The sequence below is a fragment of the Umezawaea beigongshangensis genome, from assembly GCF_016464305.1.
GTDB classification, from domain to species: Bacteria; Actinomycetota; Actinomycetes; order Mycobacteriales; family Pseudonocardiaceae; genus Umezawaea_A; species Umezawaea_A beigongshangensis.
Window position 1 is genome coordinate 625,599 of sequence record NZ_JAEIOJ010000002.1, and the last position, 12,594, is coordinate 638,192.

Consider the following 12,594-nt stretch of genomic DNA (forward strand, 5'->3'; position numbering starts at 1 on the left):
CGAGGTGACGCACGCCACTCTCAATGCCGTTCAAAGGACCGGCACGAAACCATTGGAGAGCGCCGATGGCCGCCGAGGGATCGAAGTCCGACCACGTGGCCTACGAGCGGGTGGGCGAGGAGTACCTGGAGCAGCGGCAGCTCAGGCGCGGAGCCGCCGGGTGGGTGCTGCTCGCCGGGCTGGGCGTGTCCTACGTGATCTCCGGCGACTTCGCCGGGTGGAACTTCGGCCTGGCGCAGGGCGGCTGGGGCGGTCTGCTGGTCGCGACCGCGCTCATGGCCACGATGTACACCTGCATGGTCTTCGGCCTGGCCGAGCTCGCCGCCGCGCTGCCGGTCGCCGGAGCCGGGTACGGCTTCGCCCGCCGGGCGCTGGGGCCGCTGGGCGGCTTCGCCACCGGGGTGGCGATCCTGATCGAGTACGCCATCGCGCCCGCCGCGATCTCGGTGTTCATCGGCGGGTACGTCGAGGCGCTCGGCCTGTTCGGGCTGACGAACTCCTGGCCGGTCTACCTGGCCGCGTACGTGATCTTCATCGGTGTGCACCTCCGCGGTGTCGGCGAGGCGCTGCGGCTGATGTTCGGGATCACCGCCGTCGCCGTGGTCGCCCTGGTGGCGTTCGTCGTCGGCCTGGCCCCGAAGTTCGACGCGGACAACCTGTTCGACATCGCCCCCACCGACGCGGTGGGCGCGAGCTCCTTCCTGCCCTTCGGATTCGCCGGGATCGTGGCGGCGCTGGTCTACGGCATCTGGTTCTTCCTCGCCGTCGAGGGCGTGCCGCTGGCGGCGGAGGAGGCGCGCGACCCGAAGCGCGACATGCCGCGCGGCATCATCGCCGCGATGAGCGTGCTGCTGGTGTTCGCCGCGCTCATCCTCGTCGTCGGTCCCGGCGCAGCGGGCTCGAACGCGATCAAGGACGCGGACAACCCGCTGCCGCTGGCCGTCCGCGAGGCGTTCGGCGGTGACAACCCGCTGGCGCAGCTGGTGAACTACGTCGGCCTGGCCGGGCTGGTGGCGAGCTTCTTCTCCATCATCTACGCCTACTCCCGGCAGCTCTTCGCGCTGTCGCGCGCGGGCTACCTGCCGCGCTGGCTGTCGCGCACCGGTTCTCGCAAGACTCCGCACCTGGCGCTGATCGTCCCCGGCACGATCGGCTTCCTGCTCGCCGCGGTCACGCAGGACGGCGCCCGGCTGATCAACATCGCGGTGTTCGGCGCGGCGCTGTCCTACGTGCTGATGATGGTGTCGCACATCGTGCTGCGCGTGCGGGAGCCCGACGTGCCCCGCCCGTACCGCACCCCCGGCGGCGTGATCACGACCGGTGTGGCGCTCGTGCTGGCGGTCGCCGCCGTCGTCGCGACGTTCGTGGTCGACGTGGTGGCCTCGGCGATCACCGGCGGCATCTTCCTGGTGGCGCTCGCCTACTTCTGGTTCTACAGCCGCCACCGGCTCGTCGCGAACGCGCCGGAGGAGGAGTTCGCGGCCATCGCGCGGGCGGAGCGGGAGCTGGACCCGACCGAGGACTGACGGCGGCGGCCGTCGGGGGGATTCCGCGACGGCCACCGCTGTGGCACGGTCTTCCCAGCGCAGAAGCGGGGGGCCGCGCATGACCGTCGCCGAGGACGTCGCGGACAGTTCGAGCGCGCCGGCGCAGGCCGTGCGCCGCCGGTCGTGGCCGGTGTTCGCCGCCGCGGCGCTGCTGGCCCTGCTGCCGCTGGCGTTCCAGGCGGTCACCCTCCCGCGGGGCTTCTTCTGGCAGGACGACTTCCGCTACCTGATCCGCGTCACCGACCAGCCGCTGACGCCGGAACTGCTGTTCACCGGCTACAACGGCCACCTCATGCCCGGCCAGTTCCTGCTGGTGTGGGCCGTCACCGCGATCTCGCCGCTGAACTTCCCCCTCGCCGTCGCTCCCCTGCTGCTCCTGCACGGCGCGGCGGCGGCGCTGCTGTGGCGGCTGCTGGTGCGCCTGTTCACCGCGCGGTGGGCGCTGCTGACGCCGTTCGCGGTGTTCACCTGCTCACCGCTGCTGCTGGTCTCCACGCGCTGGTGGGGCTTCGCGCTCCAGGTGGTGCCGATGGTGCTCACCCTGATCGGCGCGGTCGACGCCCAGGTGCGGCACGTCCTCACCGGCCGCACCCGCGATCTGGTGGCGGGTCTGCTGTGGGTGGTGACGGGCGCGCTGTGCTGGCAGAAGGCGCTGCTGGCCGTGCCGGTGCTGATCGCGGTCACCGGCATCGCGTTCGGGTTGCGGGCGCACCGGCGCTCGATCGCCGCGCACACCGCGCTGCTGCTCGCGCTCGCCGCCGGGTACGTGGCGCTCGCCGACGACGCCGTGGCCGGTGGTCCCTCCGCCGCCTCGCAGTGGCTCGCGCTGGCGCCGCGGATGATCGCCGACACGTTCGTGCCCGGCGTGCTGGGCGGACCGTGGCTGCTCAGCACCGAGGGACCGACCGCGTGGGCGGTGCCGCCGCTGCCCGTGCGGCTGACGCTGTGGGCGGTCGCGGCGGCGGTCGTCGTCACCGGTCTGCTGGTCGGCCGCCGGCGGGCGGCACTGGCGTGGCTGCTGCTCACCGGGTACCTCGCGGTCGCCGTGGTCCTGGTCGGCGTGACGCGGCTGTCGGTGATCGGCAGCGTGATCGGCGGCGATCCGCGCTACGTCGCCGACGCCGTCCCGGTGGCGGTGCTGTGCGCGGCGCTGGCGTTCTGCGCGCCCGGCGCCGCGCCCCGCCCGGTGTCCGGCCGCGGCGGTGCCGCGCTGGCCGCCCTGGGCGTCGTGGTCGTGGCCGGTTCCGCCGTGACGGTGGTGCGCGCCGACGACGGCGGCCGCACGGCGGCCACCGAGCGGTACGTGGCGACGCTGCGCGAGGGGCTGCGGCGCGATCCCGCCGTGGTGCTCTACGACCGGCGGGTGCCGGTGGAGATGATGAACCCCTGGTTCGGCGACCTGTCGAACCTCTCGGAGGTCGTGCGGGTGGTGCCGGAGGTGGCGCCGCGCTTCGACGGCCCGGCGGAGACGCTGCACGTCGTGGACGACCTGGGGAACCCGCGGCCGCTGACCGTGGACGTCCGGGCGACCGGCGCGGCGGGAACGGTGCCGGAGTGCGGTCACCCCGTGGGGCGCAACCCGGTGGAGATCCCGCTGAGCGCACCGATGACCGCTCCGCGTCAGGTGGTGCGCCTGGACTACTTCACCGGCGCAGCCGGGGCCGGGGTGCTGCGCGCCGGTGGCCGGGAGGTCGAGGTGCGCTTCGACACCGGCCTGCACACCCTGCACGTGGTCGTGCCCGATCCGTTCAGCTCCGTGACGCTGTGGACCACGGAGGCGACGGCCGGCGTCTGCGTGGACGGCGTGGTGGCGGGGCCGCCCGCGTCCGGCTGACCACCACCGCACGGCCCCGGTTCCCACCTGGCAGGATCGGACTCGTGAGCGACATTCGACGTGTGGGAGTGGTGGGCTCGGGCCTCATGGGGTCCGGCATCGCGGAGGTCTGCGCCAGGGCGGGCCTCGACGTGCTGGTCGCCGAGGTGGACGCCGGAGCCACGCAGGCCGCGAAGGACCGGATCGCCGCCTCGCTCGGTCGCGGTGTGCGCAGCGGCAAGCTGACGGAGGCCGACCGGGACGGCGCGCTGGAGCGCCTGCGCTTCACCACCGACCTGGGCGACTTCGCCGACCGGAACCTGGTCGTCGAGGCCGTCGCGGAGAACGAGCAGGTCAAGACGGACGTGTTCGCGGCGCTGGACAAGGTGGTCACCGACCGCGAGGCGATCTTCGCGTCGAACACCTCGTCCATCCCGATCATGAAGCTGGGCATGGCCACGAGCCGTCCCGAGCAGGTCGTCGGCGTGCACTTCTTCAACCCGGTGCCGGTGCTCAAGCTGGTGGAGCTGGTGCCGTCGCTGCTGACCGCGGAGGAGACGCGGGCCAGGGCCGAGGCGTTCGTCACCGGCGTGCTGGGCAAGGAGGTCATCCGCTCCCAGGACCGCGCGGGCTTCGTCGTCAACGCCCTGCTGATCCCCTACCTGCTGTCGTCGATCCGGATGCTGGAGTCCGGGTTCGCCTCCGCGCACGACATCGACAACGGCATGGTGCTGGGCTGCGCGCACCCGATGGGGCCGCTGCGGCTGGCCGACCTGATCGGCCTGGACACGACCAAGGCCATCGCCGAGTCCATGTACGAGGAGTTCAAGGAGCCGCTGTACTCCCCGCCGCCGCTGCTGCTGCGCATGGTCGACGCCGGCCTGCTGGGGAAGAAGAGCGGCCGGGGCTTCCACGACTACTCCGCCGCCTGACCGGCGAACGCGCGGCGCCGGTTCTCGCGAACGCGCGGCGCCGCGCGTCGTCCACCGCCGACACCCGCACCGCAGAGTGATCGGCGCACGGCCGAACGACTGAACCGCCGCCGTCCGCCACCGGCGTGCACACCACCGCTCAGAACACAACGTGAGAAACATGGTCCCGCGCGAATTAATGCTCGCACGGGGACACCTGCCGCTGGCCGGGGCGAGCGCACCCCTTACCACATCTCCTCGTCAAAAATTACCGTGTTGACAGAAGACGAAATACCAGCGCTATCCTGCACTGTCCGTTACCAAAACTGCCCGGACGACTACTCCATCAGGCTGATGTCCAGGCGAGCGCGGACCCGTACGATCCCTGTGGAACCATCACCACGGACTGCGGAGACGACCGCACTTCACGCCTCCAGTTCGCTCTCACATGCGCGAACAGCAACGCGGGACCAAGCGGCGCGCTCACGACCGCCCGACCGCCGGACGACGCGAGCAACACCCGCACGGGTGGACAAGTTTGGTTCGCTTGGCGTAACTTCTCGGGCGCACCTGACGAGGAGAAGAAACCGTGATGGACGACGCCGATGCCTCTCTGCGCGATTTCACCGGTCAACAACTCACCGCACTCCTCCATTCAGTGGGTTTGCAGGAAACCACTGAAACATCCGTTCGACTGCTGCACGACGCACTGGGGCCCGCCGCGGCCCGGCCGGTCTCGGAATCACCGGTGTGGCCGTCCGACGTCTCCGACGACCGGACACCGGTGGAGTTCTCCACGGCCTTCGGCGACGACGACCCCGCCGTGCGGGTGCTGGTCGAGACGATCGCCGATCCTCCCGGCAGGGCGGGCAACCTCCACACCTCGCTGCACGTCCTCGGTGCGCTGACCGAGCGGTTCGGCCTGTCGCTGGACCGCTTCCACGCGGTGCGCGACCTGTTCCTCCCGGAGAACCCGCAGGGCGCGTTCAGCCTGTGGTTCTCCCTGGTGTTCCGGCGAGGCGCGCTCCCGGCGATCAAGGTCTACTTCAACCCCGACGTGCGCGGCGTCGACCAGGGTCCGTCCCTCGTGCAGGAGGGCCTGCGACGGCTCGGCTTCAGCGCGGGCCACTCCACGATCACCGCCCACGCGCTGAGCCGCCCCGGCGGACTCGACCGGTTCTCCTTCTTCGCGCTGGACCTCGACGAGGGTGATCACTCGCGGGTGAAGGTCTACGTCTCCCACGAGGACGCCGACGTCGCCGTCGTCGAGCGCGCGGCGAGCGCCGCGCGGGGCGTCGACGCCGAGCGCGTCCCGGACTTCTGCCTGCTGACCGGCGGACCCGGCCCGTTCACCGGCCGACCGCTGATCTCCAGCTACACCTTCGTCGACGACGATCGGGACCGGCCCAGCGGCTACTCGCTCTACGTGCCGATCCGCGACTACGTCGCCGACGACGCGGAGGCGCGGACCAGGGTGCTCGCGGTCCTGCAGCGGTGCGGCATCGACCCGACCGGTTTCGAGAACGCGCTGAACGCCGTGGCGGGCAGACCGCTCACCGACGGCGCCGGCCTCATCGCCCACGTGTCGCTGCGCCTCGGACGCCCCCGGCCCGGTGTCACCACCTACCTGTCGTCCGAGGCCTACGGCGTCACCGCTCCCCGCCCACTCCGACTGGCCAACTAGGAGTTTCGCCGTGCCCCTGATGGAGCCGTACCGCATCAAGGTCGTGGAGCCGATCCCGATCACCACGCGCGCCGAACGAGAGCACGCGATGGCCGACGCGGGCTACAACCCGTTCAACCTGCGGGCCGACCAGGTCACCATCGACCTGCTCAGCGACTCCGGCACGGGGGCGATCTCCGCCGAGCAGCAGGCCGCGGGCACCAGGGGTGACGAGTCGTACGCGGGCGCGAGGTCGTACTACCGCTTCCGCGAGGTGATCGCGGACCTCACGTCCTACCCGCACTTCTTCCCCGTGCACCAGGGCCGCGCGGCCGAGCGCATCCTGTTCTCGGCGCTGCTGAAGCCCGGCCAGGTGTCGATCAGCAACACCCACTTCGACACGACGCGCGCCAACGTGGAACTGCTGGGGTGCACGGCGCGGGACCTGCCGTGCCCGGAGGCGAAGAACCTCGACGGCGACTTCCCCTTCAAGGGCGACATCGACCTGGTGCAGCTGGAGCGCATCCTCGGGGAGCCCGGCGCGGGCAACGTCGGCGTCGTGGTCATGACGATCACCAACAACGGCGGCGGCGGCCAGCCGGTGTCGATGGCGAACCTGCGGGCCGCGCGCGACATCTGCCGCCGCTACGGCGTGCCGTACTTCCTCGACGCCGCCCGGTTCGCGGAGAACGCCTGGCTGGTGACCCAGCGGGAACCCGGCTACGCGAACGTCTCACCGCGCGAGGTCGCCGAGGAGGCGTTCGCGCTGGCCGACGGCTGCGTGGCGAGCCTGAAGAAGGACGGCATCGTCCACATGGGAGGGATCGTCGCGATGCGCGATCCCGAGCTCGCCAAGCGGTGCGAACTGCTGCTCATCGCCGGAGAGGGCTTCACGACCTACGGCGGGCTGTCCGGTCGCGAGCTGGACATGCTCGCGCAGGGCCTGCTGGAGGTCACCGACCCCGCCTACCTCGGCGCGCGGGCCGCGCAGACCTCGCACCTCGCCCAGCTCGTCGCCGACGCGGGGGTGGACATCGTGCGGCCACCGGGAATCCACGCGCTCTACCTCAACGCGGGGCGGCTGCTGCCGCACCTCCCGCCGCGACTGTTCCCCGGTCACGCGCTGGCCACCGAGCTGTACCTGGCGGGCGGTGTCCGCTGCGCCGAACTGGGCTCCCTCTACCTCGGCGAGATCGACGACGACGGCGAGTTGCAGCGACCGGCGCCCTACGAGCTGGTGCGGCTGGCCATTCCCCGCCGCGTCTACACGCAGAGCCACCTGGAGTACGTGGCCGAGACCCTCGCGCAGATCGCGAAGCGCCCGGAGCGGGTCCCCGGCTACCGGCTGGTGGAGTCTCCCCCGATCCTGCGGCACTTCAAGTGCCGCCTGGAGCAGGTCCCGGCGGACGCCCGGTAGCGGTGCCGGGCCCGGCACCACCACCGGCTCCACCGGCGCCCGTGCCGTCGCGTCGCCGCGACGGCACGGGCGGGTGTCGTCACGCCATCGCGTCGAGCCGCGCCATGGTGTGTTCGATCAGGTCGATCAGCACGGCCTTGCTGGACTCCCGATCGCGCACGTCGCACAGCACGACCGGGATGGCGGCGTCCACGTCGAGCGCACCCCTGACCTCCTCGACGGTGTAGCTGTGCGCACCGTCGAAGCAGTTCACCGCCACGATGAACGGGATGTTCCTGCGCTCGAAGAAGTCGATCGACGGGAAGCTGCTGTCGAGCCGCCGCGTGTCGACCAGGACGATCGCGCCGATCGCGCCGTGAGCCAGCTCGTCCCACATGAACCAGAAGCGGTTCTGCCCCGGCGTGCCGAACAGGTACAGCACGATCGAGGGGTTGATCGTGATGCGCCCGAAGTCGAGGGCGACCGTGGTCGTGTCCTTGCCCTCGACGCCGACGACGTCGTCGACGCCGACGCTGGCCTCGGTCAGGAGTTCCTCCGTCTGCAGAGGAGGGATCTCGCTGACGGACTTGACCATCGTGGTCTTGCCGGTGCCGAAGCCTCCGGCGATCACGATCTTCACCGCGGTGGGAACGAGCAGCTCGCCACCGCGCTGCTCAGATTCCACGGACACCATCGAGCACCGCCTGCAGTAGGTTCCGGTCGGGGATTTCCGTGACCCTGGACGGGTCTCGGACGATCACGTCACCACGCTGGACGAGATCGCTGAGCAGCACCTTGACGACCTGCAACGGCAGGTCGAGGTACGCGGCCACCTCCGCCACCGACAACGGCCGCTGGCAGAGCTTCATGATCTCCAAGTGCTCCACCGTCAGCGAATCGGGGTCCGACGCGTTGCGCATCGCCCGCACCTGGGTCACCAGGTGCAGCTCGCTGCGCACCGGCCGGGTGCGTCCCCTGACCATCGCGTACGGCCGGACCAGCGGGCCGGCCGCCTCGTCGTACCACCAGTCCTCCTGGCCGGCCCCCGCCATCAGGACGACCTGCGCGCGGCCGGCATCGCGCCGGGGTTCACTCCACCCCGCGGTGCTGCGGACAAGTAGTTCCCGACGCGCTTGACGAGCATGTTCATCTCGTAGGCGATCATGCCCATGTCCGCGTCCTCGTCGCTGAGGACCGCGAGGCAGGCGCCGTGTCCGGCGGCCGTGACGAACAGGTAGGCGTGCTCCATCTCGACGATGGTCTGCCGCACCTGGCCGCCGCCGAAGTGGCGGCCGGTGCCGCGCGCGAGGCTCTGGAACGCGGAGGCCATGGCCGACAGGTGGTCCGAGTCGTCCTTGGACAGTCCGGGAGATCTTCCCAGCAGCAGGCCGTCGGCGGACAGGACCACGGCGTGGCGCGCACCGACGACGCGGCCCACGAGGTCCTCCAACAACCAGTTCAGTTCGTTGTGCTGAGTAGTCATCTCGTTCATGTGGAGGGCGTCCCTTTCAGTCTCCACGGATCAACGACGAATCACGGTTCGAGGGTGTGGTCCGTGCGCCGGGCGTCACGGGTTCCCTGCTGGAAGGCCGAAAGTCCGGTACGGCTCCGTTCTGCCGACTTCTCGACGTCCTTGACGGGATTCAGCGGCGGAGGTGCGGGCGGGACGAAGTCTTCGTTGGCGAGCTGCGGCGCCAGGTTCTGCTGGCGACGCCGGCGGGGCAGTTGCGGACGGCCGTCCGGGCCCCTGGTGCCCTCCGGGTCGTCCACCGGCCAGCGGTTCTCACCGGTGGGTGGAGGAGGCGGAGGGAGCTGGGGGTTGCGCTGGAGATCGCGCTGGGGGTCGCGCTGGGGATCACGAGGTCGCTGTGGCATCTGGATCTCACGGGTCAGTCGCTCGTCCTCTGGCTGGGAATCCTGGTCGGCATCAGCTTCGGCCTGGGCCCAGAAGCCGTCCAGCTCGCTGGTGAACTCGGGAAACCTGGCGTCCTGCGCCGAGTCACCCTGCTGCTGCTGCGGAACGGGGTTCTGCTCGTGGTGCTCGCCCGCGTAGCTCCGGCGCGGCAACTGGGTGGTGTCCGCCGGGTCGACGGCCGACACCGGGCCGGCGATGACCTCGCTGGGGATCAGGACCATCGCCAGCGTTCCGCCGTAGGGGGATTCGCGCAGTTCGACCTTGACGCCCCGGCGAACGGCCAGGCGCGCGATCACGAACAGACCGAGGCGGGACTCGCCCTTGAGCGACATGGCGTCGAACTCGGGCGGGTCGGCGAACATCGCGTTCGCCGCCTCGCGGTCCTCCGGACTCATGCCCAGACCGTGGTCCTCGATCTCCACGACGACGCCCTGCGGGACCTCGCTCGTGTGGACCTGCACCTGCGAGCGGGGCGAGGAGAACGCGGTGGCGTTGTCGACCAGCTCGGCGATCAGGTGGATCGTGTCGGCGACCGCCGCGCCCACGAGCGCGGTCTCGGGCACCGGGTTGACCTTCACGCGCACGTACTGCTCGGTCTCGGCGACACCGGCGCGCAGGACGTCGATCAGACGGACGGGCTTGCGCCACTGCCGCCCCGGCTGCTCACCGGCGAGGATGATCAGGTTCTCGGCGTTGCGGCGCGCGCGGGTCGCGAGGTGGTCGAGCTGGAAGAGCGAGTCGAGCTGCTCGGGGTTCTCCTCCTCGCGCTCCAGCTTGTCGAGGATCTTGAGCTGGCGGTGCACGAGGCCCTGGTTGCGGTGTGCGATGTCGAGGAAGACGCGGTTGATGCCCTCGCGGGCCTGGCCCTCCTTGACCGCCGCGGCGACCGCGGTGTACTGCGCGGCGTTGAACGCGTCGGCCACCTGGCCGATCTCGTCGCTGCCGTAGTCGAGCTGCGGGACCTCGGCCTCCACGTCGACCTGCTCACCCCGGCGCAGCCGGTCCACGATGTTCGGCAGGCCCTCGTGGGCCAGCGCCAGCGCGTCCTTCTTCAGGTCGGCCAGGCGGGTGACGAGCGCGCGGTTGACCAGGCTGTTGGAGATCCGCACGGCCGCCACGATCCCGGCGATCACGGCGAGCAGCGCGACGAGCGAGCCGATGATGACCGTCTGGAACTTGTTCTCACCGGTGGCGAGCGTGTTCTCCGCGGTCTGGGTCGCCTGCTCGGAGACCAGCGCCAGCAGCTCGTCCGAGACGGGCGCTGCCGCGTTCTGCCACGCCGAGAGCTGGACCGGGAGCGGTTCGTCGTCGCTGTTGCTGCTGCTGTTGTTCGACGACCGCTGCGGAGGGCTCGCGACGAGCTGGTTCTCCATCTCGACGAGCGTCCGCCACTGGTCGCCGTCGATCATCCGCTGGTGGTGCGCGCGGATGTTCGGCAGGGCGAACGGCGAGGTGGTGCTCAGCAGGGAGCGGTAGGCGCCGACGAGGTTCGTGAACTCCAGGTGCTCCTCGGTGGCGAACTGGCCGGCGGCGAGCGCACCGGACGCCAGGGAGCTGGCTCGCGACATCCAGTCGGCCACCTGGAAGTACTGGGTGGCGGCGAGCGCGTCCTGCACCGCGGTCGCGTCGGGCACGACGCGCGCCTGCACGCCGAACAGCGCGCCACCGGCGTCGAGGAGGGTGTTGTAGTAGACGTACACCTCCTTCTTGTCCGCCTGACCGAGCTCGATCTGGGTGCGGCGCTGCGACAACTGTTCGAGCTGCCGGTCGAGTTCGTCGATCTTCTCCACGATCTCGGGCGGAGCCTGACCGGCCAGCTCCTGCAGCGCCACGGTCATGTCGCGGATCTCGTCGTCGGTCCGCAGCTGCTGGGCTCGCAGTTCCGAGTCGTCGACGTTCGGCTGGCTCAGCACCGTCATGCTGAGCTCGCGCTCCTTCTGGATCGCCGCGAACGTCTGCACGGCGGGGATCGACGCGTCCTTCACACCGGAGGCGACGGATCTGAGGTAGAACCCGTCGTACGCCGTGTAGGACGAGAACAGGGCCCACATCACCAGGAGGATGGCGCTGGGCACCACCACGACACCGGTGAGCCGGGACCGGATGGTCTTCTGGTTGGTCTCCGGACCGTCCTTCTGCTTCACAGCGCTCCAGCAGGATCGTGACGTTCACCAAGGGGCATTTGTCATGCACTGCGCGTGACAGCAGTACTCGCTATCAGATCACCGATTTGCAACGAGACGGTAACACCGCAAGATCAATGTCACCAAGAGGCAGCAATCACGCGCAGCGCGCGACGTGGAGACTACTCAGCCGAGTGATAGCGGCCGAAAGGAGGCTGCCCATTCGGCTCCGTGGCGGGAAACCGGCCGCATCGGTGCTGCTCACGGCTCGTCCACCGCGACGACGGAGTACTCGGTCGTCGGTGTCGGAGGCGTCGTGAACCGGGCGTTCGGCAGGTACAGGCGGTGTCCGAGGGAGGCGACGGTGCTCGGGACGTCGAACCTCGGGTCGGTGATCGTCGCGACGAGTTCACCGCGGCGGCCGTCGGCGTCGAGCCGGAACCCCAGGACGGTGTTCAGCCGGTTCTGCACCACGTACAAGGTGCGGCCCTCGCGCAGCAGGCCGTCCCCGTGGGTCAGCGCGACGCCGCCCAGGTCCACGGGCGTCGCGACGCCGGAGCGCGGGTCGATCCGGTGCAGCACACCGGTGTTGCTCTGCACCACCAGCAGCGACCGGCCGTCCGGGCCGTCGACGACGCCGTTGAGGTTCGTCGCTCCGGGCGTGATCGCAACTCCCGCGAGCGGCAGCGTCGACACCTCGCCGCGGCCGGACAGCCGGTACAGCACCGCCTTGCGCGAGTCGGTGAACCAGGCCCCGTCGCGGGTGAGCACCACGTCGTTGACGAAGGTGTCGGCGTCGGCGGCGAAGCGGTGGCTCGCCAGCAGGCGGCCGGTGCGGGTGTCGATCACCCGGCCGTCGCCGCCCGCGCCGCCCGCCACGAACAGGCGTCCGCGATCGTCGACCTTCACGCCCAGCGACTGCGTGCCCGGTCCCTCGGCGAGCACCCGGCCGCGACCGGTGCGCAGGTCGGCGGCGTAGACGTCGCCGTCGACGCGCGAGCCGAAGTACGCCGTCGTGCCCGAGATCGCGATGCCCTCCGGCTGGAAACCGGCGGGCAGGGCGAACTCGGCGGGGAACGCACCGCCGGGCCCGCCGGCCGACGCCGGTGCGGCGACTGCCAGCGAGAACGCGACGACCACTGCTGCGACGATGCCGGATCTGCGGATCACGGGTGCACTCCTCGTCGTTCGTCGGGGTGACGCGGAACGCCGAGCAGTGTTTCGCA

10 protein-coding genes are annotated in these 12,594 nt (G+C 70.7%); 5 read left to right on the top strand and 5 right to left on the bottom strand.

The genetic code is table 11. From position 1 onward, the window contains the following. Positions 1-65 precede the first annotated feature (65 nt). The 5 genes from eat (at position 66) to IMZ35_RS07405 (ending at position 7,351) form a co-directional block, all read left to right on the top strand. The gene (eat, locus tag IMZ35_RS07385; RefSeq protein ID WP_199440143.1) at positions 66-1,526 is read left to right on the top strand and encodes an ethanolamine permease; all 1,461 of its coding nucleotides are present in this window, start codon (positions 66-68) and stop codon (positions 1,524-1,526) included. 79 nt (positions 1,527-1,605) lie between these two features. Beyond that, positions 1,606-3,381: a hypothetical protein gene (locus IMZ35_RS07390; protein ID WP_199440144.1), complete on the top strand. Its 1,776-nt coding sequence runs from the start codon at positions 1,606-1,608 to the stop codon at positions 3,379-3,381. Between the two features lie 44 nt (positions 3,382-3,425). After that, the gene (locus tag IMZ35_RS07395; RefSeq protein ID WP_199440145.1) at positions 3,426-4,292 is read left to right on the top strand and encodes a 3-hydroxybutyryl-CoA dehydrogenase; all 867 of its coding nucleotides are present in this window, start codon (positions 3,426-3,428) and stop codon (positions 4,290-4,292) included. Between the two features lie 571 nt (positions 4,293-4,863). Next, positions 4,864-5,955, top strand: a complete 1,092-nt coding sequence (locus tag IMZ35_RS07400; RefSeq protein ID WP_199440146.1) for a tryptophan dimethylallyltransferase family protein — start codon at positions 4,864-4,866, stop codon at positions 5,953-5,955. A gap of 19 nt (positions 5,956-5,974) precedes the next feature. Continuing rightward, positions 5,975-7,351, top strand: coding sequence for a tryptophanase (locus IMZ35_RS07405; protein WP_199440360.1), 1,377 nt, complete (start codon positions 5,975-5,977; stop codon positions 7,349-7,351). A gap of 79 nt (positions 7,352-7,430) precedes the next feature. Here the strand turns inward: IMZ35_RS07405 and IMZ35_RS07410 are convergent, their stop codons facing one another. From IMZ35_RS07410 to IMZ35_RS07430, 5 genes are all read right to left on the bottom strand, one after another. Then, on the bottom strand, positions 7,431-8,024 hold the full coding sequence (locus IMZ35_RS07410; protein ID WP_199440147.1) for a GTP-binding protein: 594 nt from the start codon (positions 8,022-8,024) through the stop codon (positions 7,431-7,433). After that, a complete protein-coding gene (locus IMZ35_RS07415; protein WP_199440148.1) occupies positions 8,005-8,382 on the bottom strand; it encodes a DUF742 domain-containing protein in 378 nt (125 codons plus the stop codon). Before IMZ35_RS07415 ends, IMZ35_RS07410 begins: the two co-directional genes overlap by 20 nt. Beyond that, positions 8,382-8,822: a roadblock/LC7 domain-containing protein gene (locus IMZ35_RS07420; RefSeq protein WP_199440149.1), complete on the bottom strand. Its 441-nt coding sequence runs from the start codon at positions 8,820-8,822 to the stop codon at positions 8,382-8,384. The genes IMZ35_RS07415 and IMZ35_RS07420 overlap by 1 nt, the downstream gene beginning before the upstream one ends. 41 nt (positions 8,823-8,863) lie before the next feature. Next, positions 8,864-11,389 carry a sensor histidine kinase gene (locus IMZ35_RS07425; protein ID WP_199440150.1) on the bottom strand — a complete coding sequence of 842 codons (2,526 nt, stop codon included), beginning with the start codon at positions 11,387-11,389 and terminating at the stop codon, positions 8,864-8,866. Positions 11,390-11,629: 240 nt separating this feature from the next. After that, the gene (locus IMZ35_RS07430) at positions 11,630-12,538 is read right to left on the bottom strand and encodes an SMP-30/gluconolactonase/LRE family protein (protein ID WP_199440151.1); all 909 of its coding nucleotides are present in this window, start codon (positions 12,536-12,538) and stop codon (positions 11,630-11,632) included. Positions 12,539-12,594 lie beyond the last annotated feature (56 nt).

Coding starts and splice junctions, on each gene's coding strand:
- IMZ35_RS07415 (WP_199440148.1), bottom strand. CDS start 8,382: ATGGCGGGGGCCGGCCAGGAGGACTGGTGGTACGACGAGGCGGCCGGC.
- IMZ35_RS07400 (WP_199440146.1), top strand. CDS start 4,864: ATGGACGACGCCGATGCCTCTCTGCGCGATTTCACCGGTCAACAACTC.
- IMZ35_RS07405 (WP_199440360.1), top strand. CDS start 5,975: ATGGAGCCGTACCGCATCAAGGTCGTGGAGCCGATCCCGATCACCACG.
- IMZ35_RS07410 (WP_199440147.1), bottom strand. CDS start 8,024: ATGGTGTCCGTGGAATCTGAGCAGCGCGGTGGCGAGCTGCTCGTTCCC.
- IMZ35_RS07420 (WP_199440149.1), bottom strand. CDS start 8,822: ATGAACGAGATGACTACTCAGCACAACGAACTGAACTGGTTGTTGGAG.
- eat (WP_199440143.1), top strand. CDS start 66: ATGGCCGCCGAGGGATCGAAGTCCGACCACGTGGCCTACGAGCGGGTG.
- IMZ35_RS07390 (WP_199440144.1), top strand. CDS start 1,606: ATGACCGTCGCCGAGGACGTCGCGGACAGTTCGAGCGCGCCGGCGCAG.